20 protein-coding genes and 2 pseudogenes are annotated in these 24,479 nt (G+C 69.5%); 8 read left to right on the top strand and 14 right to left on the bottom strand.

Annotated features, from left to right (window positions below; all coding sequences use genetic code 11):
• Nucleotides 1-46: 46 nt before the first annotated feature.
• From BLV31_RS16770 to BLV31_RS16790, 5 genes are all read right to left on the bottom strand, one after another.
• Entirely contained in the window at nt 47-3,367 is a 3,321-nt protein-coding gene (locus BLV31_RS16770; RefSeq protein WP_064060933.1) for a translation initiation factor IF-2 N-terminal domain-containing protein, read from the bottom strand.
• A 445-nt stretch (nt 3,368-3,812) separates the two neighbouring features.
• On the bottom strand, nt 3,813-4,232 hold the full coding sequence (gene ndk / locus BLV31_RS16775) for a nucleoside-diphosphate kinase (protein WP_006551181.1): 420 nt from the start codon (nt 4,230-4,232) through the stop codon (nt 3,813-3,815).
• Between the two features lie 9 nt (nt 4,233-4,241).
• Nucleotides 4,242-4,652, bottom strand: a complete 411-nt coding sequence (locus BLV31_RS16780) for a DUF4233 domain-containing protein (protein WP_006551180.1) — start codon at nt 4,650-4,652, stop codon at nt 4,242-4,244.
• Nucleotides 4,649-6,070, bottom strand: coding sequence for a bifunctional tetrahydrofolate synthase/dihydrofolate synthase (gene folC, locus BLV31_RS16785; protein WP_064060932.1), 1,422 nt, complete (start codon nt 6,068-6,070; stop codon nt 4,649-4,651). Before folC ends, BLV31_RS16780 begins: the two co-directional genes overlap by 4 nt.
• Nucleotides 6,067-8,727 carry a valine--tRNA ligase gene (locus BLV31_RS16790; RefSeq protein WP_064060931.1) on the bottom strand — a complete coding sequence of 887 codons (2,661 nt, stop codon included), beginning with the start codon at nt 8,725-8,727 and terminating at the stop codon, nt 6,067-6,069. The genes folC and BLV31_RS16790 overlap by 4 nt, the downstream gene beginning before the upstream one ends.
• Before the next feature lie 182 nt (nt 8,728-8,909).
• Between BLV31_RS16790 and BLV31_RS16795 the strand changes: the two genes are divergently transcribed.
• The gene (locus BLV31_RS16795; protein ID WP_064060952.1) at nt 8,910-9,275 is read left to right on the top strand and encodes a hypothetical protein; all 366 of its coding nucleotides are present in this window, start codon (nt 8,910-8,912) and stop codon (nt 9,273-9,275) included.
• 32 nt (nt 9,276-9,307) lie between these two features.
• On the opposite strand, the gene BLV31_RS16800 is transcribed toward BLV31_RS16795, so the two are convergent.
• Nucleotides 9,308-11,302: a S9 family peptidase gene (locus BLV31_RS16800; RefSeq protein ID WP_064060930.1), complete on the bottom strand. Its 1,995-nt coding sequence runs from the start codon at nt 11,300-11,302 to the stop codon at nt 9,308-9,310.
• A gap of 125 nt (nt 11,303-11,427) precedes the next feature.
• On the opposite strand from BLV31_RS16800, the gene thiD reads away from it, so the two are divergent.
• On the top strand, nt 11,428-12,219 hold the full coding sequence (thiD, locus tag BLV31_RS16805) for a bifunctional hydroxymethylpyrimidine kinase/phosphomethylpyrimidine kinase (protein ID WP_006551175.1): 792 nt from the start codon (nt 11,428-11,430) through the stop codon (nt 12,217-12,219).
• A 22-nt stretch (nt 12,220-12,241) separates the two neighbouring features.
• Here thiD and BLV31_RS16810 read toward each other — a convergent pair whose 3' ends face one another.
• The 8 genes from BLV31_RS16810 to BLV31_RS16845 are packed head-to-tail and all read right to left on the bottom strand — an operon-like array spanning nt 12,242 to nt 18,521.
• The gene (locus tag BLV31_RS16810) at nt 12,242-12,847 is read right to left on the bottom strand and encodes a GNAT family N-acetyltransferase (protein WP_006551174.1); all 606 of its coding nucleotides are present in this window, start codon (nt 12,845-12,847) and stop codon (nt 12,242-12,244) included.
• Between the two features lie 9 nt (nt 12,848-12,856).
• The gene (locus BLV31_RS16815; protein ID WP_019289065.1) at nt 12,857-14,068 is read right to left on the bottom strand and encodes a winged helix DNA-binding domain-containing protein; all 1,212 of its coding nucleotides are present in this window, start codon (nt 14,066-14,068) and stop codon (nt 12,857-12,859) included.
• Between the two features lie 59 nt (nt 14,069-14,127).
• Complete coding sequence (locus tag BLV31_RS16820; RefSeq protein WP_064060929.1) at nt 14,128-15,108, bottom strand: heme-dependent oxidative N-demethylase family protein; 981 nt, start codon at nt 15,106-15,108, stop codon at nt 14,128-14,130.
• Nucleotides 15,109-15,132: 24 nt separating this feature from the next.
• Complete coding sequence (locus BLV31_RS16825; protein WP_006551171.1) at nt 15,133-15,609, bottom strand: dimethylamine monooxygenase subunit DmmA family protein; 477 nt, start codon at nt 15,607-15,609, stop codon at nt 15,133-15,135.
• Nucleotides 15,606-16,631 carry a heme-dependent oxidative N-demethylase family protein gene (locus BLV31_RS16830; protein ID WP_081263438.1) on the bottom strand — a complete coding sequence of 342 codons (1,026 nt, stop codon included), beginning with the start codon at nt 16,629-16,631 and terminating at the stop codon, nt 15,606-15,608. The genes BLV31_RS16825 and BLV31_RS16830 overlap by 4 nt, the downstream gene beginning before the upstream one ends.
• The gene (locus tag BLV31_RS16835; protein ID WP_006551169.1) at nt 16,628-17,623 is read right to left on the bottom strand and encodes a PDR/VanB family oxidoreductase; all 996 of its coding nucleotides are present in this window, start codon (nt 17,621-17,623) and stop codon (nt 16,628-16,630) included. The genes BLV31_RS16830 and BLV31_RS16835 overlap by 4 nt, the downstream gene beginning before the upstream one ends.
• Nucleotides 17,623-18,135, bottom strand: coding sequence for a dimethylamine monooxygenase subunit DmmA family protein (locus tag BLV31_RS16840; protein ID WP_248846230.1), 513 nt, complete (start codon nt 18,133-18,135; stop codon nt 17,623-17,625). Before BLV31_RS16840 ends, BLV31_RS16835 begins: the two co-directional genes overlap by 1 nt.
• A gap of 8 nt (nt 18,136-18,143) precedes the next feature.
• The gene (locus tag BLV31_RS16845; protein ID WP_006551167.1) at nt 18,144-18,521 is read right to left on the bottom strand and encodes a cupin domain-containing protein; all 378 of its coding nucleotides are present in this window, start codon (nt 18,519-18,521) and stop codon (nt 18,144-18,146) included.
• Between the two features lie 362 nt (nt 18,522-18,883).
• Here BLV31_RS16845 and BLV31_RS16855 point away from each other — a divergent pair.
• From BLV31_RS16855 to BLV31_RS16880, 6 genes and pseudogenes are all read left to right on the top strand, one after another.
• Nucleotides 18,884-19,486: pseudogene (locus BLV31_RS16855) on the top strand (amidase family protein); the annotation flags it as partial.
• Nucleotides 19,398-19,804 (top strand): annotated as a pseudogene (locus BLV31_RS25525) (acyl-CoA dehydrogenase family protein); the annotation flags it as partial. The pseudogenes BLV31_RS16855 and BLV31_RS25525, both read left to right, overlap by 89 nt.
• A 202-nt stretch (nt 19,805-20,006) precedes the next feature.
• A complete protein-coding gene (glnT, locus tag BLV31_RS16865) occupies nt 20,007-21,383 on the top strand; it encodes a type III glutamate--ammonia ligase (RefSeq protein ID WP_064060925.1) in 1,377 nt (458 codons plus the stop codon).
• 42 nt (nt 21,384-21,425) lie between these two features.
• Nucleotides 21,426-22,313, top strand: coding sequence for a class II glutamine amidotransferase domain-containing protein (locus tag BLV31_RS16870; RefSeq protein ID WP_064060924.1), 888 nt, complete (start codon nt 21,426-21,428; stop codon nt 22,311-22,313).
• Between the two features lie 53 nt (nt 22,314-22,366).
• Nucleotides 22,367-23,065: a GltB/FmdC/FwdC-like GXGXG domain-containing protein gene (locus tag BLV31_RS16875; protein WP_050993466.1), complete on the top strand. Its 699-nt coding sequence runs from the start codon at nt 22,367-22,369 to the stop codon at nt 23,063-23,065.
• A gap of 46 nt (nt 23,066-23,111) precedes the next feature.
• The gene (locus BLV31_RS16880; protein WP_006551158.1) at nt 23,112-24,440 is read left to right on the top strand and encodes an FMN-binding glutamate synthase family protein; all 1,329 of its coding nucleotides are present in this window, start codon (nt 23,112-23,114) and stop codon (nt 24,438-24,440) included.
• The last annotated feature ends 39 nt before the right edge of the window (nt 24,441-24,479 follow it).

Below are 24,479 nucleotides of genomic sequence, written 5' to 3' on the forward strand. Positions count from 1 at the left end.
TAGTGCCCGCTTCCGGGCCGGTCGTGACCGGCCCGGAAGCGGAGGGTCATGCTTCGGCGTCCACCGGAGGTCCGGCGGGGCGCCCTGCGGCACGCCGCGAACGCGGCCGCCGCACGATCTCCACCGGCGTCTCGACCGGTGTGCTCGGCCGGGAGTCCGACTCGACCCCCGTGGACGACCCGGTCGTCGCGGGGACGACGAACACCTTGGCTGTAGGCCCACCGTCCCCGGCGGGCGCTGCGGCCGCCCGGGCGACCCTGCGTGCCCGACGGCGACGCGGAGCCGGTCCTGCGGCCTCGACGGAAGCCGCTCCGTCGGTGCTCTCCCCTGCGCCGGAGACGGCCGTCTCGGACACGGCAGCCTCGGGAACAGCGGTCTCCGCGACCGCGGCTTCGGCTGCTGCGACCTCTGCCTCGATCTCGGCGGGCTCGTCGGAGGCGGTCGTCACCGTGGTGGCGTCCTCCCCTGCGACGGGCTCCTTCGTCGGTGCGGCGCCCTTCTCGGGCTCGACGGCCCGCAGCGGCTCGGTGACCTTGACCGGGTCGACGTCGCCCGCAGGTGCGGACGCCGCCTCGGATGCGGTCTCGGTCGCTGCCGGCTCTGCGGCCGGAGCGTCCGCGGCCGGTGTCGAGTTGTGCGCGGCCATCGCGAGCGCGACGGGGTGCGCGGCACGCTTGACGACCTCTTCGGGCGACGGCGTCGTGTGCGTCTCGGCGGCGGGCTCCTGCGAACTCTTGTCGCGTCCACGCTTACGCCGCGAACCACCGCCGGACGAACGACCGGAGTCGTCCGAGGACTTCGACTCGATCGGCTCCGAGTGCACGATGAGGCCGCGGCCGCTGCAGTGCTCACAGGTGGTGGAGAACGCCTCGACGAGACCGGTCCCGAGCCGCTTGCGCGTCATCTGGACCAGGCCGAGCGAGGTGACCTCCGAGACCTGGTGGCGGGTGCGGTCCCGGCCGAGGGCCTCGGTCAGGCGACGCAGTACGAGGTCGCGGTTCGACTCGAGGACCATGTCGATGAAGTCGACGACGATCATGCCGCCGATGTCGCGCAGGCGCATCTGGCGGACGATCTCCTCGGCCGCCTCGAGGTTGTTACGGGTGACCGTCTCCTCGAGGTTGCCGCCGGAACCGGTGAACTTGCCGGTGTTGACATCGATGACGGTCATCGCCTCGGTGCGGTCGATGACGAGCGTGCCGCCGGACGGCAGCCACACCTTGCGGTCGAGAGCCTTCGCGAGCTGCTCGTCGATGCGGTGCGCACCGAAGACGTCCACCGAGTTCTCCGAACGGTAGCGCTCGACGCGCGGCAGCAGGTCGGGTGCGACCGTCCGGATGTAGCTCTCGACGGTGTTCCACGCCGAGTCGCCCTCGATGACGAGCTTGGAGAAGTCCTCGTTGAACAGGTCTCGCACGACCTTCACGAGCAGATCCGGCTCCTCGTAGAGCGTCTTCGGCTGGCCCGAGGCGTCGGCCTGCAGCTTCTCGGACTGCTCGCGGATCGACTCCCACTGCGTCTGCAGGCGGGTGACGTCGCGCGAGAGTTCCTCCTCGCTCACGCCCTCGGCGGCGGTACGGATGATCACGCCCGCCTCGGAGGGGACGATCTCGCGGAGGATGTCCTTCAGACGCTTGCGCTCGGTGTCGGGGAGCTTGCGGCTGATGCCCGTGGACGAACCTCCCGGCACGTAGACCAGGAAGCGTCCGGCGAGGCTGATCTGGGTGGTCAGACGCGCGCCCTTGTGACCGACCGGGTCCTTGCTGACCTGCACGACCACCTGGTCGCCGGGCTTGAGGGCCTGCTCGATCTTGCGGGAGTTGCCTCCGAGGCCGGCGGCCTCCCAGTTCACCTCACCCGCGTAGAGCACGCCGTTGCGGCCACGGCCGATGTCGATGAACGCCGCCTCCATGGACGGGAGGACGTTCTGCACGCGACCGAGGTAGATGTTGCCGACCATCGACGCCGAACCGGAGGTCGTGACGAAGTGCTCGACGAGGATGCCGTCCTCGAGCACCGCGACCTGCGTCATGCCCGCGTGGGAACCGCCCGTGCGTTCGCGCACGACCATGACCCGGTCGACAGCCTCGCGGCGGGCGAGGAACTCGGATTCGGTGAGGATCGGGGGCCGGCGGCGACCGGCCTCGCGACCGTCGCGACGACGCTGACGCTTCGCCTCGAGGCGCGTCGAACCGCTGATGCCCTGGACCTCGTCCTTGGCGCGGCTCTTCGGACGCGGCTCCCGCTCGTGGACGACCGTGGGAACCGAGTCGTCGTCGGTGCTCGCGGTGTCGGTGTCGGAACCGCGACGGCGACGGCGACGGCGGCGACGACGGGACGTCCCCCCGCCCTGCTCGTCGTCGGTGTCGTGCTCGTCGCTGCTCTGCTCGTCGCCCGAGGCGGACTCGTCGGAGGTGCTCTCCTCGGTGCCGGCGGTCTCCTCGGCGGGAGTCTCCGCTGCGGTGGACTCCGCTTCGGCGGACTTCTCCGTCTCCGCGGCCGCGGACTTCTCCGTCTCCGCGGCGGCGGACTCGGAGTCCTCGCCGGTCGCGGTCGTCTCGTCCTGCTGGTCGGTGTCGGTGCCGTCCCCGCGTCCACGTCCACGACCGCGACGTCCGCGTCGGCGGCGACGCGGCTGGTCGTCCTGGTCTTCGTCCGCCTGGTGCGACGGCGCTTCCTCGGTGGACTCGGCGGCCGGCTCGGCGGTCTGCTGCTCGTCCTCGGCCGGTGCCTGCTCGGTGTCCTTTCCGCGGCGTGCGCGCCGGCGACGCGGGCGGGTCTCCTCCTCTCCCTCGGCAGGCGAGGGTACCTCGGGCTGGAGGAACAGCGGTGCAGCGACGATCGGCTCGGCCGTGGTGGACGGCTCGGGCATCTCGAACAGCGGCGTGCTCTGCTCCACCGACGTGAACAACCCGGTGGGTCCTCCGACGGAGGGGATCTCGACGGCCTGCGGTGCGGTCTCGTCCGCGGTCTTCTCGGCGGGTCGCAGCTCGTCGCTCTCGACCGGCTCGGCCTCGGCGGTCTCCGCAGCCTCGGCCGCAGGCTCGGGAGTCGCCTCCGCGGCAGGCTCGGGGGCGGTCTCGGCCTCGGGAGCCGTCTCGGCTTCCTGCACGGCGGGCTCGGCCGTGCCCGTGTCGTCGCTCAACGCAGCGTGCAGGTCCTCCGCGACGTCGCGTGGGAGGGTCGAGTGCGCACTGCGCAGCTCGGTGCCGCGCTCGGCGGCTTTCGCGATCACCTGCTTACTGGTCAGCCCCAGCAGCTTGGCGAGGGCATGGACGCGGATCTTGGCAGGCAGACCGAGGAGGTTCCGTCCCCCTGCGTCCGACGCTTCGATCGAGTTGTTCTCCGGCGGCTCTTGATCGGCCACGTAGGTCTCCTAAGGCCCCCGGGCGCGTCCACCACCGACAACAGCGATGTGAGCGGCCACGCGGGGGCGCAGCTTGTGTACTCGCGCCGGGTGGGCGCGAGTCCTTCCGGTCTCGCATCGCGCGGTCGTCCGGTGCCCGTTTTCACTGCACGGCCGAGCAATGCCTGGCTTGATCGCGGGTCGAGCGCCGGAACATCCAGCGTGCCGCCGAGCGAGGTGTCTCCTTCGTCCTCGGCCACAGCGATGTCGGGCATCGATCCGTGATGTCGTTCGGCCGCTCCGCACGCGGTGTGTGCGGAGCAACCTCTGCCAGTATCCCACACGGAGATGCACGGATACGCCAACGGCGCCCCGGAGGGCGCCGTCGGCGGTGTCGGGAGGCGCGAAGCGCGACGCCCCGAGAGGTTTCGTGAGCGACACGCCAGGCGCCGCTCGTGCGGGGCTGTTACTTCGCAGCCAGGGCGGGGAACCAGAGAGCGATCTCGCGCTCGGCGGACTCCACCGAGTCGGAGCCGTGGACCAGGTTCTCGCCCGGGTCCAGGCCGAGGTCGCCGCGGATCGAGCCGGGCACGGCCTTCTCGACCGGATCGGTGCCACCGGCGAGTTGACGGAACGCCGCGATCGCGCGCGGGCCTTCGAGGACCGCGGCCACGAGGGGGCCGCCGGTAATGAACTCGATCAGCGAGGGATAGAAGGGTTTGCCCTCGTGCTCGGCGTAGTGCGCTCCGGCGACCTCCTCCGTCGCAGTGCGCAGCTCGAGAGCCACGATGTCCAGCCCCTTGCGCTCGATGCGCGAGAGGATCTCTCCGACGTGACGGCGTGCGACGCCGTCGGGCTTGATCAGTACCAGGGTCCGCTCAGTCACGCGACAAGCCTAGAGGTCGTCCCGCTGGCCCGGCAGCAGACCCCTGGATTCGCGATCCCTGATGTCCTTGCGCAGGTAGAAGATGTACGCCCACACCGCGGCGAAGAGCACACCCACCGCACCGAACGCGAGGTCGACGAAGAAGCCGAGCACGGCGAGCACCTGCAGCGTGATGTTGAACGGGATCGCCCACGACTTCTTCTGCACCCCGGCTCCGAGGAACATGAGAACGGCGAGGCCCACGACGTAGGTCGTCGACCACGCGCTCAGTCCCCCGCCGACGGTCGCGATCACCGGCAGCACCAGCAGCACCACGATCGCCTCGAGCACGAGCGTTCCCGCCATCACGCCGCGGAAGCCCTTCCAGGGGTCCGTCGTCGGCGGCCGGAACTTCTGTTCCTCCGGCTTGTCGTTGCTCACGCGGGATCCTTTCCGAACAGACTGCGGGCCGCACCTGCGGTCACCACCGAACCGGTGACCACGACCCCGGCGCCCGACACCGCTTCGCCGGGCTCGCCGACCTCCTCCGCGATCGCGATCGCGGTTTCGATCGCATCCGGGAGCGTCGCCGCGGTGACGACCCGTTCGTCGCCGAATCGGGCGACGGCGATGTTCGCGAGATCGTCGACGTCCATCGCTCGCGGCGACCCGTTGTGGGTGACGACAATCTCGTCGAAGACCGGTTCGAGCGCCTCGATCAGACCTGCGACGTCCTTGTCGGCCATCACGCTCACGACGCCCACGAGCTTGCGGAAGTCGAATTCCTGGGCGAGCGCGGCCGCGAGGGCCTTCGCGCCGTGCGGATTGTGCGCGGCGTCGAGGAAGACGGTGGGCGCATTGCGCACCCGCTCGAGCCGGCCCGGCGTGGTCACCGACGCGAACGCGTCGCGCACCGCCTCGACATCGAGCTGCTTGCCGGGGCCCGCCCCGAAGAACGCCTCGACCGCGGCCAGCGCGACCGACGCGTTGTGCGCCTGGTGCTCGCCGTGGAGCGGCAGGAAGATGTCGGTGTAGAGACCCCCGAGACCCTGCAGGTCGATCTGCTGTCCGCCGACGGCGACCGCACGCCGCACCACCGCGAACTCGGATCCCTGACGGGCCACGGCCGCGTCGGCCTCGACGGCCTGCCGCAGCAGCACGTCCATCGCCTCCGGTTCCTGCTGCGCGATGATCGCCACGGTGTCGCGGGGCACGAGACCGTCGTCGGGTGCCTTCTTGATGATCCCGGCCTTCTCCCCCGCGATCTCCGTGAGGGTGTCGCCGAGATAGCCGGTGTGGTCGATGCCGACGGGCGTGATCACCGCGACCTGCCCGGTGACGACGTTCGTGGCGTCCCACCGTCCGCCGAGACCGACCTCGACGACCGCCACGTCGACGGGTGCATCGGCGAATGCCGCGAACGCCATGGCCGTGGTGACCTCGAATTTGCTCATCTTCGGGCCACCGGCCGCCTCGGACTGCTCGTCGATCATCCGGACGTACGGTTCGATGTCGCGGTAGGTGTCGACGTAGGTCCGCGGCGAGACCGGCGCGCCGTCGATGCTGATCCGCTCGGAGGCGAGCTGCAGGTGCGGGCTCGTCGTCCGGCCGACCCGGTGGTGCATGCGGGTGAGCAGCGCGTCGATCATCCGGGTTGTCGACGTCTTGCCGTTCGTGCCGGCCACGTGGATCGACGGGTAGCTGTTCTGCGGCGAGCCGAGGATGTCCATGAGCGCGGCGATCCGCGCCAGGGACGGCTCGATCTTCGTTTCCGGCCAGCGCTTGTCGAGCTCGGCTTCGACGAGCGTCAGTTCGGCCAGGTCCACCGGGGACGGCGCCCCCGGGGTGTCGGTGCTCACGCCGCGCCCAGCTCCTTCAGTCGTGCGGTGATCCGTGCGATCTCCTCTTCCGCGATCTGCTTGCGACCGCGGATCTTCTCGACCACCTGATCGGGTGCCTTCGCGAGGAAGGCCTCGTTCGACAGCTTCGCGGAGGTGCCCGTCAGTTCCTTCTCCGCGGCGGCGAGATCCTTGCGCAGGCGCGCGATCTCGGCGCCGACGTCGATGCTGCCGGAGGTGTCGAGCTCGACGGTGACCGTCGCGCGGCTCAGCCGGACCTCGATCGACGCGGTGGCCGAGAACGAGTCCTCCGGCGCGGTCAGGCGCGCGAGCGACTGCACGGCCGGCACCTGCGCGACGAGATCGGCGTCCTCGACACCGACGAGCCGGGCCGCGACCTTCTGTGACGGCTTGAGACCCTGGTCGCTGCGAAACCGGCGGATCTCGGTGACGAGCCTCTGCAGGTCGGCGACCCGCTGCGCCGCGGTCTCGTCGGTGGCGATGCCGGACGTCTCGGGCCAGGACGCGACGACGACGGACTCGCCACCGGTGAGCACCTTCCACAGGGTCTCGGTGACGAACGGGATGACCGGGTGCAGCAGGCGCAGCAGCTGGTCGAGGACGGTGCCGAGCACAATCTTGGTGCCGTCGGCGTGGGCGCTGCCCTCGGCGAGCTGGACCTTGGCGAGCTCGAGATACCAGTCGCAGACCTCGTCCCACGCGAAGTGGTAGAGCGCCTCGCACGCCTTCGAGAACTCGTAATGATCGAAGGCCGCGTCGACCTCGGTCCGCACCTGCTCGAGGCGGTCGAGGATCCACCGGTCGGCGTCGGTGAGCTGCTGGCGGGCCGGGAGCTCGCCGATCACCGCGCCGTTCATCAATGCGAACTTGGTCGCGTTGAACAGCTTGTTCGCGAAGTTGCGCGACGACTGGGCGTGGTCCTCACCGACGGCGAGATCGCCACCCGGGTTCGCGCCGCGCGCCAGCGTGAAGCGCAGGGCGTCGGCGCCGAAACGCTCGACCCAGTCGAGCGGGTCGATGCCGTTGCCGCGCGACTTCGACATCTTCTTGCCGAACTGGTCGCGGACGAGGCCGTGCAGGAACAGATCCCGGAACGGCACCTGCGCCTGGTGCACCGCGTCGTCACCCGACACGTAGGTGCCGAACATCATCATGCGGGCGACCCAGAAGAACAGGATGTCGTAGCCGGTGACGAGAACGCTGGTGGGATAGAACTTGTCGAGCTCGGGGGTCTTCTCCGGCCAGCCCATCGTGGAGAACGGCCACAGGCCGGACGAGAACCACGTGTCGAGCACGTCCGGGTCCTGCTCCCAGCCCTCGGGGGCGATCTCGTCGGGGCCGAAGCACTCGACCTCGCCGTTCGGGCCGTACCAGATCGGGATGCGGTGACCCCACCACAGCTGACGCGAGATGCACCAGTCGTGCATGTTGTCGACCCAGTCGAACCAGCGCGGTTCCTGGCTCGCCGGGTGGATGACGGTGTGACCGTTGCGCACCGCGTCGCCGGCAGCCTTGGCGAGCTTGTCTACCTTGACCCACCACTGCATCGACAGCCGCGGCTCGATGGTCTCGCCGGACCGCTCGGAGTGGCCGACGCTGTGCAGGTAGGGGCGCTTCTCGGCGACGACGCGGCCCTGCGCGGCGAGTTCCTCGCGGATCGCGATGCGCGCCTCGAAACGGTCCATGCCGTCGAAGCGGGTGCCGGAGTCGGCGATACGACCGGCCTTGTCCATGATCGTGGGCATCGGCAGGTCGTGCCGCAGGCCCATCTCGAAGTCGTTGGGGTCGTGCGCAGGCGTGATCTTCACTGCGCCCGTACCGAATTCGGGGTCGACGTATTCGTCGGCGATGATCGGGATCTGCCGGCCGGTGATCGGGTGCTCGAGCGTCGTGCCGATGATGTCCTTGTAGCGCTCGTCTTCGGGGTGCACCGCGACGGCGGTGTCGCCGAGCATCGTCTCCACACGAGTGGTAGCGACGACGACGTGCGGCTCGTCGTCGTTCAGGGAGCCGTAGCGCAGGGAGACGAGTTCGCCCTCGACCTCCTCGAACTTCACCTCGATGTCGGAGATCGCGGTCTGCAGCACGGGCGACCAGTTGACCAGGCGCTCGGCCCGGTAGATCAGCCCCTCGTCGTAGAGGCGCTTGAACATCGTCTGCACCGCGCGGGACAGCCCCTCGTCCATGGTGAAGCGGTCGCGCGACCAGTCCACACCGTCGCCGATGCGACGCATCTGGCCCTGGATCATGCCGCCGGACTCGGCTTTCCACTGCCAGACCTTCTCGATGAAGGCCTCGCGACCGAGGTCCTCCTTCTTCTTGCCGTCGGCGGCGAGCTGCTTCTCGACGACGGTCTGGGTGGCGATGCCGGCGTGGTCCATGCCGGGCAGCCACAGCACCTCGTAGCCCTGCATGCGCTTACGGCGGGAGAGCACGTCCATGAGGGTGTGGTCGAGGGCGTGACCCATGTGCAGGCTGCCGGTGACGTTCGGCGGCGGCAGGACGATCGAGTACCCGGGCTTGTCGCTCGTGGGGTCGGCCTCGAAGTAGCCGGCGTCGACCCACTGCTGGTAGAGCTCCGCTTCGACGGCGCTGGGGTCCCAGCTCTTGGGAAGGGCGTCGGCGGGGTTCTGCGAGTTCTCTGGCGCACTGGTCACCCGTCAATCGTAAGCGTCGCGGCGAACCTCCTGGACACGGGCCACGACAGAGATGGACAAGGGTCGCGACAGAGCCGGACAGGGGTCGCGACAGAAGAGTGTGGCCCGCTCCCCGACCGGGTATCGCAGTGCCGGGCGGCCGAATGCGCGGACGCCGAACGGACAGGACGGAGGACACCGTCATGATGCGGGCATTGATCTTCGCTGCAGGTGCGGCCGCGGGATTCGTCGCGGGGACCCGGGCGGGACGCGAGACCTACGACAAGATGCGGGGGCGTTCGAACGAGCTGTGGCACAACCCGGCAGTGCAGGAAAAGGTCATTCCTGCGGTACAGGACAAGGTGACGGAAGCGGCCGGCGTCGTGAAGGAGAAGGCACCGCACCTCCAGGAGACGGTCGGTGGTCTCGCCGAGAAGGTCACCCATCGCGGCGGATCGGGTCAGCACTCGGCCGGTTCCGGTTCCGCGACGAGCGAGTCGACACCGGCCACCGACGAGCCCACGCGTCCGCCGGTCTCGCCGGGCGACCAGCGGCGCCCCCCCGAATAGCGAGGCAGTAGACCCCGAGCGGACGTCCTCGGTCAGCCCAGCTCGTCCGGCAGGTCGAGCGGGCGACCGAGCACGTGCTCGGACAGGAACGCCTCGACGGCCCGGTACCAGATCTTCGAGTGCTGAGGCTTCAGCACCCAGTGGTTCTCGGACGGGAAGTACAGGAAACGGTGGACGGTGGTGCCGTCGTCCTCGGCGGGTCGACCCGATTCGTTGAGCAGCTCGTACCACAGGCGCAGGGCTTCGCCGATCGGGACGCGATAGTCCTTGTCGCCGTGGATCACGAGCATGGGCGTGACGATGTCGGCGACGAACAGGTGCGGTGAGTTCTCGACCGCCATCTCCGGGGTCATCTCCCGCTGCCAGTACCAGGCAACGTCGGTGGTCGGGGTGAACTGGTCCAGCGCCCACAGACCCGCGTGGGTGACGACCGCGCGGAACCGGTCGGTGTGCCCGGCGATCCAATTGGCGAGATATCCACCGAACGATCCGCCCATCACCGCGGTCCGCTCCTCGTCGATATCCTCACGCGCGACCGCGGCATCCGTGACGGCCATCAGATCGGTGTACGGTTCGTTCCCCCACCGACCCCAGCCACGCCGCACGAAGTCGTCGCCGTAGCCGGTGGACAGTGCGGGATCGGGCAGCAGCACCGCATAGCCGCGGGCGACGAGGAGCCACGGGTTCCAGCGCCACGACCAGGTGTTCCAGCTGCTCAGCGGACCGCCGTGCACCCACAGAAGCATCGGCGCGGGGTCGTCGGCGGACGCCGTGTGCGGAAGCGCGAACCACGCCCGCAGCGGCGTGCCGTCGGCGGCCTCGGTGGTCAGTTCCTCGAGACGTCCCGGCAGTTCCGGGAGCGCAGCGGGAGCACGTAGCGGCGTGACGGTGCCGGCGTCCGGTCCGGTGAGGTCGATGCGCACGGGGTGCGGCGGCGCTTCGTAGGAGGCGCGCAGCGCGTACGCCCTGCTGCCGTCGGGTGCGAGACAGACGTCCGTGTAGGCGGCGTCGTCCGCGGTCAGGCGGTCGGGCTGCGCGGACCCGAGTCTCTGCACGAAGACCGGCGCACGGCCGTGGTCGTCGGCGGTGAGCACGAGACCGGAACCGTCGGGCAGCCAGGTGACGGAAGTGGGACGTCTGTCCCATTCAGGGGCCTCGATGGTCGTGGTTCCGCTCGCGATGTCCAGGACGCGGACGGTGATCTGCGGCGGGTTCTCCGCGTCGCCCATCGATTCGTGCAGGTAGGCGAGCTTCGTCCCGTCGCGCGAGATCGACGGGTGCGTCGCGTCGCCGGTCTCGTCGTCGACGAGCGGGGTGCGCAGGCCGGTGCCGAGATCGACCCGCACGAGCGTGACCCGGCGCGAGGCGAGCGGACCGGGGACCACCCAGGTCGCGGCGGCGAACGAACCGTCGGCAGCGATGTCGACGGAGCCATCACGCAGCGACCCTCGGATCCCGGGCGTGAGGTCGGTGAACCCGTGGCCGCAGTTGTCCGGGACGAGCAGGTGCGGCTGGTCGGGTCCGAGATCGTGGTCCCAGTAGCGCACCGGATAGCCCGTGTGCAGCACCGCGGTGACGACCTTGTCCTTACGGGCGTCCCGGATCCGTTCGTCGTCGGACTCGCTGTGGCCGAGGACGGACGCGACGAGGACGATCCGGTCGGCCTCGGATGCCGCGTGCACCGATGCGAATCCACCCTTGCGGGATCCGACCTGCTCGGCCTCGCCGCCCGCTGCGGGCAGTCGCCACAACGACACCGGCGGATCGTCCTTGCCCCGGGCGGCGGTGAACAGCAGGTCGCCGGACGCGGTGAAGGTCGGGTTCGATTCACCCGTGGTGCCGTGGGTGAGGCGGCGCGCCGGGGCGTTGCCTTCGGGATCCACCTCCCACAAAGCCTCGGTGTACGAGGTGGCCTTGTCGTCGAGCGTCGACTGCGTGATCACCAGGCGATTCCCGTCCGGGGACATCGTGAGGGAGGTGACGCGAGGAAGCGCCAGGTAGTCGTCGAGCTCGTGGAAGGCCGTCATGCCTGGACGATATCGGGAGCGGCGGTGGGCGGTCCGCAAGGTGGCACCGAGTTCGTCTGTAACCTGGTCGTTCGGCGGGTACATCCCGTGGCAACGCCGTCACCCAGTCCGAACGGAGCACTCACATGGTCGACCTCGCATACGTCATCGCCGGCTCGGAAGCGACCGGTGGCGCCGGTCTGCAGGTCGACCTCAAGACGTTCCAGCAGCTCGGTGTGTACGGGGTGGGCACCACGACGTGCATCGTCTCGTTCGACCCGAAGAACAACTGGGGCCACCGCTTCTTCCCCGTCCCGGCCGACGTGATCGCCGAGCAGATCGAGGCCGCCACCGCCGCCCACAATCTCGACGTGGTGAAGATCGGCATGCTGGGCACGCCCGCGACGATCGACGTCGTCGCCGAGGGACTCGAGAAGCAGGACTGGCGGCACGTCGTGCTCGACCCGGTCCTGATCTGCAAGGGCCAGGAGGCCGGCGCGGCCCTCGACACCGACAACGCCCTGCGCGCGCAGGTGCTCCCCCACGCCACGGTCGTCACCCCGAACCTGTTCGAGGCACGGACGCTGTCCGGGATGGACGAGATCACCTCGGTCGACCAGCTCATCGAGGCGGCGCGTCGCATCCACGACCTCGGCCCGAAGTATGTCGTCGCGAAGGGCGGCGTCGAACTCGACGGCGAGGACGCCGTGGACGTGCTGTTCGACGGCTCCGAGGTCACCCTCCTGACGGCACCGAAGGTCGGCAACGAGCGTGTCTCCGGCGCCGGCTGCACCCTCGCCGCCGCGATCACCGCCGAACTCGCGAAGGGCGCGTCGGTCGCCGACGCCGCGGCCCGCGCGAAGGATTTCGTCACGACCGGGATCAAGGGCCGCGTGTCCGCCAACACCCCGTTCGACACCGTCTGGCAGGGCGCCTGATCCGAAGGCGGGAAGCATCCCGTCAGCGCGGCTGCCGCCACATCCCCCACAGGGTCGGCCCACCACCGGGGATGACGATGGCGCGGGTGACCTCGAACCCGAACCGCTCGTAGTAGGGAACGTTCGATTCCTTGCTCGACTCGAGGTAGGCGGGGGCGTGTTCGGCGTCGGCGCGGTCGAGGCCGGCCTTCATCAGGGCTTTGCCGAGGCCGGTCCCCCGCGCATCAGGTGAGGTGCCGATCGTCGACAGGTACCAGTGCGGTTCGTCCGGATGCGCCGCGTCGAGGGTGACGTTGACCTGCCCTCCCCGCTTCATGTAGCGGCCGAGCGCGGCGTAGAAGCCGGGCAGGAGGCGGAGGGAGGTCCACGCATCGGTGCGCCATCGTCCGGGCGGCGCCCACATCGCCGCGCCTCCGACGGTCCCATCGGACTCGGCGATGTCGGTGGCTCCCAACGGCACCATGTGGTGGCGGGCGTCGGCGGCGAAGAAACGGGTCATGCGGCGGATACGGTGCTCCTCGTCCGGGAACATCCACGCGAAGACCGGATCGTCGAAGAACGCCTCGGCGATCACCCGAGCGAAGACCGGAATGTCGCGGCGCGTGGCGGTTCTCGGTTCGACGGCCATGTCGGCAGCCTACGACGAAGACGTGCCCGACGACCTGCCTTCCGTCGCCAGTTCCTTCGCGAGGGGCGTGGGGAACCGCGGCATCACCCGCACCCCACCCAGCCAGTCGTCGAGGCGGGCGGCTTCCTCGCGTAGCACCGCGGTGCCCTCGGCGCCGATGTCCTCGAGCAGATGCAGGCTCACCGCTCCCGTGTCGGTCTGCCACCACGTGCCGACGATCCGTCCGTCCCACCAGGCGGTGGGACCGGCGTTGCCGTTGGAGTCGAACAGCGCCTCCTTGTACGGCCCGAGATACCACTCGCGTTCGGTCCACCCCATGACCGTGGGGTCCAGACCGGGCAGCAGTGCACCCCACGGTTCGACGGGAGCGGGCTCGTCCACGTCGTCGGCCAGGAGGTAGCCGGGACGGCCGTCGAGATCGACCTCCACCACGTCGAGTTCGGCGAGGGCCGCGCGGACGGCAGTGAGGGTGGAGCCGAGCCACCATTTCAGATCCCCCTCGGTGCCGGGACCGAATGCGCGCAGCCACATCCGCACGAGTTCGCGCACACCCGTCGCCTCGTCGACGGGGTCGACGGCCGAGCCCAGCCACGACTCGGTGGTCGTCCAGGTGGGGCGCGAAACCCGCCACGACCCCTTGTTCGACGCCCGGACCACTTTCCCCTCGGCGGAGAGCACCGTGAGCACGCGAGGCGCGAAGGTGACCGGCCCACCCCAGGATTTGCCGGCACCGAACTCCAGCGCGCCGTCGAGGAGCGGGATCTCGGCCTTGAGCTCGCTCGATGTCGCCTCCCGCCCGTCGGCCAGGGCGGCGAGGATGTGGCGGCTCACCTCGTCGAGCCAGCTCTCGCCGTCGTCGTGCAATCCGGCCTTCACGACGTCCTTGACGACCGTGCGCCGTTGTGCGGCGGCAACCCGGGCGCTCGCCCCGGCCTGCACCACCGGGAGGGTGTCGAGCGGGACGACGAAGACGGTGCGCCGCATGGCCATGTGTTTGACCATGGTGCGGTCGTCGTAGAGCGCCCTGTCGAGGTCGGCCACGGTGAACCCGTCCACACGTGCCCACGCCGACAGGTAGACGGTCGCCGGGTCGGTGCCGTGCAGGCACACCAGGGACGTCGCCGCGTCGACGGCGTCGGGGGCGCGGTGGGCGGGATGCAACCGGTGCCGGACGGCCAGTCGTGCCCGGCGTTCGTCCACGTCGATCCTGGGTGCGGCCATGGCCGTCATCGTAGGACCGGCCACCGACCTCGGGCGCGCGGTGAAGGGGCCCCGCGGCCTCAGGCTGCTCGTTCGCGCAGCCAGGCCATCGCCTCCATCCGGTACTCGTCGATGCCCTTGTACTGCGCGATCTCGCGCGGCAGCTCCTCGACGATGTCGGCGAGCTGGTACGCCCACTGCGGGTAGGCGGCGATCTCGGCGAGGGGTGCCATGTAGGTGCGGATGTTGAACACGATCGCACCGGTCGTCGGCAGCCGGATGAGGTGCTCGAGTTCGATGCGCAGCTGGATCCTCCCCCAGTCCTTCTCGGCCATCAGGCGGGGGATGTCGTCCATCCACTCGGGCATCGTCTCGAGGCTCGTGTCGCGGCGCCGCGAGCCGACGGCCGAGAAGGTCCAGTTCACCCGTCGGTAGGGCTGGTCGGCGGTGAGCCGGCGCAGGAACTGCTCGGCCCGGTCGGTGACCCCGTCGCGCGTGAGACCGGGTACGGGACGGTGGATCTCGTGCATGCTCATGCCGATGTCGAACTTCACCGACCAGTCGGCGGAGGAGGTCACCACGGCGGCGTCGAAGTAGAAGTGGCCGTCGCGTTCGGTGACGAGCAGGACGTCGTCGGGGATCTGGCAGGCGACGAACACCAGCGGGTGTTCGGGCAGCGTCTCCGGATCACCCGGGACGAAGGTGCAGTCGATTCCGAGAGGTTGGTTGCGCCAACGGTATCCGGATCCGAGGCGGTCGAGGGTCATGAGGTCGGGATACGACGCGGCCATCTCGCGGAAGTAGAACATCAGCAGGTCCCACGAGGCCGGGGTCATGTGCGGGAGGTAGCGGACCCGGTGCGGGTCCCGCTCGAGGATCCCCTGTCGCAGGGCCATCATCTCGACGTAGTCAGGTCCGAGGTCGACGATGTGTTCGCCCCAGCCGCCGACGAACGTGTCGACGCGGCGGCGAGCGGGTTCGACGTTGACCCCGTAGCGGAATCTGTTCTCACCTTCGAGAAAAGGCCACGGGAGATAGGACAGGTCGCTGGTAACGGTCACATTCGGTCCTTCCGGTCGGTTCTGTCAGGCGACGGCTCCGAGATAGGTGCCGTGGTGACTCGACAGGTGCGGGCGGATCTCGAGGGAGATCCCGCACCCGGCGCACGAGATCCTGTCGCCGGGTCGCGCGTCGGCCCGCTGTGTCGTCTCGCAGTGGGGGCAGAAAACCGTCAGCGTCACCGTCGACGTGACGTAGGTGATGAGTTCGCAGGGCAGGGCGCCGGCCTGCCGGGCGGCGGCGGTGTAGGCCATGGCCTCGGCGGCCGGACCGGCGACGAGGATGCGTGATCCCGCCCTCAGCGCGGCGACCGCTTCGGCGGCGCGACCGGGTGTCGGGTCGTAGAGGGCGGCGGCGTCGCGTCCAAGTTCGGAGGCGTCGGCCATCCAGTGCCGCACCGCCTTTCGCGCGAGTTCGCAGTCGCTCGCGGCGAGGACGAGGAAGGCGCGACCGGCACGGTCGAGTGCGGGTGGGTCGCCGTGGACGAATCCGGAGGCCTTCACGTCCGCACACCCCCGTAGGTGCGGAGCCAGCGCACCCCCGGTTCGCGGGTGCGGGTGATGCCCTTGTAGTCGGCCATATCCTCGGGCAGCTCCTCGAGGACACGGCACAACCGCTCGGCCCATTCCGGTACGCGGGCGATGTCCTCGAAGGGCAGCAGGTAGGTGCGGATGAGGAACATGATCGCGCCGGAGACACCGAGGCGCACGAGGTGCTGGACCTCGACGCGCAGGTTCAGCCGGCGCCCCACGTCCTCGAGCGGCCCCTCGGCGAGCAGCCGCCGGTCGCGTCCCCACACGGGATAGGTCTCGGTGGACTGGTCGAGGAGGCGGTCGACGCTGAGCGACCAGTTGGTGCGGCGGTACTGCCGGCCGGGCTGCAGGCCCATGAGGAACTGCTGGGCGCGCGGGATGACCCCTTCGGTGTGCACGCGCGGGACGGGCCCGTGGATCTGCAGGAAGCTCATGCCGACGTCGAAGCGCAGCGACCAGTCGGCGGCGAAGGTCACCAGTCCGGCGTCGCCCCAGAGGGCACCCTCACGCTGGTCGAGCAGCACGACGTCCTCCTGGAGGTGCCTGCCGACGAACAGCAGGGGTGGTTCGGGCAGGGTGGACGGATCACCGAACACGAAGGACTGTTCGACGCCGAGTGCCCGGTTGGTGAATCGCCGGGCCGCACCGTCCCCGTCGAGCGAGAACTTCTCGGGGTGGGCGTCGGTGAGCATCCGCATGAGGGTGAGCATCGCGTCCCACTGGGCGATCTCCATGTGCGGCAGAGCCTGGAACCGGGTGGGGTCCTCGGCGAGGATGCGGGTGCGTTCGGCGAGATCCTCCCGGTACCGGCCGTCGACGTCGACGGGGTGGGTCCCCCATCCCCCGACGGGTGTCTCCACGACACTGCCGGCGGGTTCGACGTTGGTGCTGTAGCGGTAGGTGTCGCGGGGGAAGGGGAACGGGAAGCGGGCGATGCGGTCGGGGATCGCCGCGCTGTCGCCGAGGGCCTCGAGGTCGATCGTGGTACTCACAGATCCAGCTCCAATCGGGGTCCGTTCGCGCGGGAGACGCACGGCATGAGGCAGTCTCCGGCCTCCTTCTCGGCGGCGCCGAGATACAGGTCGCGGTGTTCGATGTCGCCGCTCACCACGGGCAGCCGGCACTCCCCGCACACGCCCTGACGGCAGAGGCTGGGGACCGCGATGCCGCGGGATCCGAGCGCTTCGAGGAGGCTGACACCCGAGGCGACGTCCACGTCGACGCCGCTGCGGGTGAGGTGTGCGGTGAACGGTTCGCCGGGGTCGAGGTCGCCGACCCCGAAGTGCTCGTAGTGCACGCGGGCGCCGGGCCAGCCGGCGCGACCGGCACGGTCGGTGAGTTCGTCGATGAGCGCAGCCGGGCCGCACGCGTAGAGGTGGGTGCCGATCGGCTGGTCCAGCAGCGCGGGTCCCATATGCTCCCAGAAGCCGTCGCGGCCGGTGTGGAGGTGGAGGCGGTCGCCGCACAGCTGCTCCAGGTCGTCGAGGTGGGCGGCGTCGCCCTCCCGGTGGACGTAGTGCACCTCGAACGAGCGGCCCCACTGCACGGCGGCGCGGACGTGGGACAGGATCGGGGTGACGCCGATTCCGCCGGCGACGAGCAGGTGGTGCCGCGCGGTGAGGACCGGGGCGAAGGCGCTGCGCGGGGTGCTCACCTGCACCCTGTCCCCCGCTCGCAGGGAGTGGATCCAGCGGGAGCCACCGCGGCCGTCCTCCTCGAGCCGTACGGAGATGCCGTAGTGGTCGGGCTCGAAACCGGGTCCGGTGAGGGAGTAGGAGTTTCGGCGGGATTGCCCCTCCGGCCCGGTTCCGCAGGTCACGACGATGTGACTGCCCGGGGTGAAGGAGGGCAGGAGTGCGCCGTCGGACGCGACCAGCCGCATGTGCCGCACGGTCGGGGTCAGTGCGGTGACCTCGTCGACCGCCAGCACCAGGCCGGCGTCGGACGGCACGTTCGTTGCGGGGCTGTCGGACATCAGGGTCATCAGCGTTCCTCCGCGTCGATCATGTAGCCGAGGTAGGCCGCGTGGTGACGCGAGACATGGTGGTAGACCACGAGTTCCGCGCGGCAGTTCGGGCAGGTGGTGCACCGGCCGACCTCGACGTCGGCGAGATGGGTGGTGTGACAGTGTGCGCAGTAGACCGCGTGGTCGGCGGTGTCGATCGGGACGGGCATGATCTCCTCGTCGACGAGCCCGCCGGCCACCGCCACGGCCCTTGCGGCGAGGACGGCGGCCTCGGATCCGACGAGGACGAGTCGGCAGCCGACCCGGGAGGCGTCGAGCTGCCGTCGGAGGACGCGGGCAGCTGTGTCGCCCCACTCGGCGGGCAGACGCATCCAGTCCACCCGCCGACCGTCGAAGGACAGCAAGAGATTCCGCGCCTGCTCGGCAGCCTCGTCGCCGAAGGACAGGATCGTGAAGGTCCGTCCCCCGCCGGCGATGCTCCGTTCCTCGTCCCACCTCGGCACACTGGTGGTGTCCATACAGACGTTCACGGCATCTCCTAGGGCGCGAAGGAGCGGAGGCCGACGTAGAAGGCGAGCGCGCCTTCGGGGGTGGTGAAGCGGATGCGGGATCCCTTGGGGAAGAAGATCGCGTCGTACGCACGGGCGATCTCGACCTGGCCGGTGTCGAGGTTCTCGAGGCGGAACTCGCCGTCGAGGACGACCTTCATCTCGTCGTATTCGTAGGTGTAGTCGAGGGGCGCCTCGGTGGGTTCGAGACGGAAGTAGCCGGAGGCCATGGGGCAGCCTTCGGGATTCGGGTGGACGTCGTCGATGTAGCCCTTCGTTCCCGGGAACTCGTCGACCGACATCTGCGGGAGGTTCTTCCAGAAACCGGAGGTCACTCGGAATGCGGGCACGGTGGTGGTCTCGGACATGGCAACTCCTCAAAGGGAAGGAATGCGCGAACGCGCGGTGTGCAATGAGAACGTCGATCGCTGACGTGAAACAGACGATAATGGGAAGAAACGCAGCGATGGTTGCAGTTCTGTTAACGCGCGTAACCGATTCCTCTCGAGGGCAAGGGAATCCGGACCCTCGAGGAGGTTCCCCGGAACCTGGACGGAACATCCGTCAGCGGCCGGGATCGAAGAGGGCGCGATGCCAGATACGCGTGACGATCTCGGCGGCCCGTTCGAGCGGTATGGGCGTCTCCTGCAGGGCGTCCTGCGCGTACCAGACGTAGTCCGACCCAGCGCGGGCGGATCGCCCGGTCCGACTCCGGTGCCGTCGCCCGGCTGCGCGCCGCGGGCTCGTCGGGTTCAAGCCGACCACCGGATCGTGCGCGGACGAACGGGGTTTCCGCGCGATGACTGATTTCGTCACCGCCGGCCCGCCGGCCTGGACGGTGGACGAAACCCGCATCATGACGGAGATCCTCGCCGAGACGACCTTCGAACGCACCGCGGTGCGGCACCGGCGGATCGCCTTCTTCCGGCGCCCGGACGGACGTCCGGTCGATCCCGCGGTCGCCCGCACCGTCGAGACCGTCGCCGGAATCCTGTCGGATCTCGGGCACGAGGTCGTCGAGACCGACATCCCGATCCAGGGGTGGAACGAGATCTTCGGGCCGCTCGTGCTCGACGACGGGCTGCGCGAACGCGCCCATCTGCTCGACGATCCGGAGCTGCTGACCCCGCTACGAGCGGGCGAGTCCGCGAGCCGCGATGCAGCTGACCAGCGCCGAGGTCGCCGGTGCCCGCGGGCACTGGACGGATTCCGCCTCCGCATGGACGATTTCCTGCACCGTTGCCGTCAAGGGCATCGACACCCTGAACGGTACCGAGGTCGACGACCTCTACTTCTCCGACTGCGAGTTGCCCGCCGACTCGGTGGTCGGTGAGGTCGGCCAGGGCTGGTCCCAGCTCATGCCCGGGCCGGCGACCGAGCGCTGATCCTCGCCGCCCAGATGCTCGGCGTCGCCGAACGTGCCTTCGACGACCCCTAGGGTCTGGCGCGGGCGTCGTCGATGGCCAAACTCGAGGCGACGGAGGTCGCCAAGAACACGGCCCTCGAGTGCGTGCAGATGATGGGCGGCTACGGCTACTCCACCGAGTTCGACATGGTGCAGCACGTGCGCGCGGCCCTCGGCGCGACGATCTACGGCGGAACCAACGAGATCCAGCGCGACATCATCGGGAACTCGTTCGGTCTCCGATAGAACCCTCGCTCACACGAACATCGCAGCGGCGGGACGGTCCTTCGACCGTCCCGCCGCTGTTTGTCGTTCGCATACAGGGCGGTTTCCACGCCAAGCGTCACCGCGATCTCACGGTTGCGTAACACGCCCGTCATGGATACCGTGTTTCCTTCTATTCGACAGCGATTCCTACAGTGAAACTTCGTCGAACCGAGGAGCCCCCATGACGCTGGAAGCCACCGACACATCCGTGCTGCGCCTCCCGTCCACGAACGGCCGGTCCCCCGAGACCTCCGGCACCGCCGGTCTGGCCGAGCTCGCACACGCGACCGGCACCCGCTTCATCCTCGCCGTCTTCACCACCCTGTCCGGAAAGCCCTGCGCCAAGCTGGTTCCCGTCGAATCCGTCGACGAGCTCGCCACCGACGGTGTCGGTTTCGCCGGCTACGCCGCGGGCTCGATGGGCCAGGTCCCCAAGGACCCCGACCTGGTCGCCATCCCCGACGTCTCGTCCTTCACCCCCATCCCCTTCGTCCGCGAGGGCCTGGCGCTGGTCCACTGCGACCCCTACGTCGAGGGCAAGCCCTGGCCGTACGCCCCGCGGGTGATCCTCAAGACCGCGCTCGCGCAGGCCGCCGCCAAGGGCCTGGGCGTCAAGGTGGGCACCGAGATCGAGTACTTCCTCGTCCAGCGCGACGAGAACGGAACCCTGCGCACCGCCGACGCCCTCGACACCTCCCGCCAGCCCTGCTACGACGCCCGCGACGTCACCCGCATGTACGAGCACCTGACGTCGATCTCCTCGGCGATGAACACCCTCGGATGGGGCAACTACGCCAACGACCACGAGGACGGCAACGGGCAGTTCGAGCAGAACTTCCAGTACGCCGACGCCCTGACCACCGCCGACCGCGTCATCACCCTGCGTTACCTCATCTCCGTGCTCGCCGAGCAGCGCGGCATGACCGCGACCTTCATGCCCAAGCCGTTCGCCGATCGCACCGGCTCCGGGATGCACATGCACCTGTCGCTGTGGCAGGGCGACACCCCCGTCTTCCCCGACGCGAACGATTCCTGCGGACTCGGACTGTCCAAGACCGCCTACTCGTTCGTCGCCGGCATCCTCGAGCACGCCTGCGCCCTGCAGGGTGTCATCGCACCGACGGTCAACTCCTACAAGCGCACCGGCGCCACCAGCACCGCCTCCGGCGCCACCTGGTCGCCGCGCTACGCGACCTACGGCGGCAACGACCGCACCCACTACCTGCGCGTCCCCGACGCCAACCGCGTCGAACTGCGCGGCGGGGACGGCTCGGCCAACCCCTATCTCGCCACCGCCGCGACCGTCGCCGCCGGCCTCGACGGCATCGAACGCGACCTCGATCCCGGCGAGCCGGGCACCGGCGGCACCGCGACGCTGCCGATGACGCTGCTGCACGCCATGGACGCCCTCGAGGCCGATCCGGTGGTCTCCGGCGCACTCGACGCAGCCGGTGCGGGCGTTGCCGACTACTTCGCCTCCCTCAAGCGCGAGGAGTTCTTCCACTGGCACAACACCGTGACCCCGTGGGAGATCGACAGCTATCTGACCGCTTTCTGATCACCCGACTTCTTCCAGACCCATCGAACAGGAGAGACGACCATGTGCGGAATCGTCGGACTTCATCTGCGAGACGCCTCGCTCGAGCCCCGGTTGGGCAGCCTGCTGACCGGGATGCTCGGGCAGATGGTGGACCGCGGACCGGATTCGGCGGGCGTCGCCGTCTACGGCAACCCGGTCTTCTCCCCCGCCGGGGAGTCGTCGGTCTCGGTGCTCGACGCACCCTCGGACCTCGTCACCGCCGTCGGCGATGCACTGGGTGTGACCGTCGGGGCGCTCGATCTCGCCCCCACCACCGTGCTGCACGCCCCCGTCCCCGCGACCCTGCTCGCCGACACCGTCCGCACGCTGGCTCCCACCGCGACCGTCATCGGTTTCGGCGACGACGTGACCGTCCTCAAGGGCACCGGCGATCCCCGCGATCTCGCCGAGACCTTCGGCCTGCCCGCCGCCTCCGGCCGGCGGGGTGTCGGCCACACCCGCATGGCCACCGAATCCGCCGTCACCGCAGCAGGATCGCACCCCTTCGCCGTCGGCCCCGACCAGTGCCTCGTGCACAACGGCTCGTTCTCCAACCACCTGTCGATCAAGCGCGAACTCGAGGACGAGGGCGTGGTGTTCGACAGCGAGAACGACACCGAGGTCGGCGCACGCTTCGTCGCCAAACATCTCGCCGAGGGCGCCGACCTGGAGAAGGCACTGCGTCTGCTCGGTGAACGCTTCGACGGGTTCTACACCCTGCTGGTGTCCACCTCCGATTCGTTCGCCGTGGTCCGCGATCCGATCGCTTGCAAGCCCGCGATCGTCGCCGAGTGCGACGCCTACGTCGCGATGGCCTCGGAATTCCGCGCCCTGGCAGGACTTCCCGGCATCGCCGACGCCCGCATCTTCGAACCCGAGCCGGACCGGGTCTACGTGTGGCGACGCTGACCGGCCGCGCGAATCCCGACTCCGCCGTCCCGATCTCATCCCCGGAGGCAATCATGACCACCGATACCCTGCTCCCGACCGCCACCTACGACCTGGCGACGACCACTACCCGCGAACTCAATGCGGCACTGCACGCGATGGAGGCCCCGGCCTCGATCGAGGTGGTGAACCCGCAAGGCGCCCACGCACTCGCCTGCGGCCTGAACCGGCCGATCGACGTCCGCATCGACGGCCACGTCGGCTACTACGCAGCCGGGATGAACCAGCACGCCCACGTGACCATCGATGGCAACGCCGGCGTCGGGGTCGCGGAGAACATGATGTCGGGCAGTGTGCGCGTCACCGGCGACGCCTCGCAGTCCGCCGGTGCGACCGCCCACGGCGGGCTGCTGGTCATCGAAGGCAACGCCGCCGCACGCTGCGGCATCTCGATGAAGGGCGTCGACATCGTCGTCGGCGGTGATATCGGTCACATGAGCGCCTTCATGGGACAGGCCGGCCGACTCGTCGTCCTCGGCGATGCCGGTGAGGCCCTGGGCGATTCACTGTACGAGGTGCGGATCTACGTGCGGGGCAGCGTCGCCTCGCTCGGTGCGGACTGCGTCAAGAAGGAGATGCTCCCCGAGCACATCGCCGAGCTGCAGGAACTGCTCGACACGGCCGGTTTCGACGCCGACCCGGCCGAGTTCACCCGCTACGGCTCGGCCCGGCAGCTCTACCACTTCCACGTCGACAACGCTTCGGCCTACTGAGAGCCCCCGACGTTCTTCCGCCCGCTCGACCCCCGAGGAGACTTCCATGACCTTCCAGCCCGGACTGCGTGAGTCGGCCACCTTCGACCGCAACGTCATCCACGAGATCCAGCGCGCCGCCGCGACCGGCATCTACGACATCCGCGGCTGGGGTGCCAAGCGCAAGGTTCCCCACTTCGACGACCTGCTCTTCCTCGGCGCGTCCATGTCGCGTTACCCACTCGAGGGCTACCGCGAGAAGTGTGAGACCGACGTCGTCCTCGGCGACCGCAACGCGAAGTACCCGTTGCACCTCGACATCCCGGTCACGATCGCCGGAATGAGCTTCGGTGCGCTGTCCGGTCGCGCGAAGGAGGCCCTCGGGCGTGGCGCCAGCGAGGTCGGCACGTCCACCACCACCGGCGACGGCGGCATGACCCCGGAAGAACGTGGGCAGTCCAAGCACCTCGTCTACCAGTACCTTCCGTCGCGATACGGCATGAACCCCGACGACCTCCGCAAGGCCGACGCCATCGAGGTCGTGCTCGGCCAGGGAGCCAAGCCCGGTGGCGGCGGCATGCTCCTCGGGCAGAAGATCACCGAGCGGGTCGCGGGGATGCGTACCCTGCCGGTGGGCATCGACCAGCGCAGCGCGTGCCGGCACCCCGACTGGACCGGCCCCGACGACCTCGCCATCAAAATCCTCGAACTGCGCGAGATCACCGGCTGGGAGAAGCCGATCTACGTCAAGGTCGGCGCGACCCGCACCTACTACGACGTCAAGCTCGCCGTGAAGTCCGGCGCCGACGTCGTGGTGGTCGACGGGATGCAGGGTGGCACCGCTGCCACCCAGGACGTCTTCATCGAGCACGTCGGCATCCCGACCCTGGCCGCGCTCCCCCAGGCGGTGCAGGCCTTGCAGGAGATGGGTGTGCACCGCACCCCGGGCGGCGTGCAGCTGATCGTCTCGGGCGGTATCCGCTCGGGCGCCGACGTCGCCAAGGCGATGGCCCTCGGCGCGGACGCCGTCGCCATCGGCACGGCCGCGCTGATCGCCCTCGGCGACAACGATCCGAAGTACCAGGCCGAATACGAGAAGCTGGGCTCCGCAGCCGGTTTCTACGACGACTTCCAGGACGGCAAGGACCCCGCCGGCATCACCACGCAGGATCCCGACCTGCAGGCCCGCTTCGATCCGGTAGAGGGTGGCCGCCGCCTCGCGAACTACCTGCGGGTGCTCACCATGGAGGCCCAGACCATCGCCCGGGCGTGCGGCAAGTCGCACCTGCGCAATCTCGAACCGCAGGACCTCGTCGCGGTCACGATGGAGGCCGCCGCGATGGCTCGGGTGCCCCTGGCCGGCACCGACTGGATCCCCGGCCGCAGCGCCTTCTGACCGTGGCGACAGGCCTGCCACCGCACTTCCCGAGAGGAC

Origin of the sequence: Rhodococcus pyridinivorans (assembly GCF_900105195.1) — a bacterium.
Lineage (GTDB): Bacteria > Actinomycetota > Actinomycetes > Mycobacteriales > Mycobacteriaceae > Rhodococcus > Rhodococcus pyridinivorans.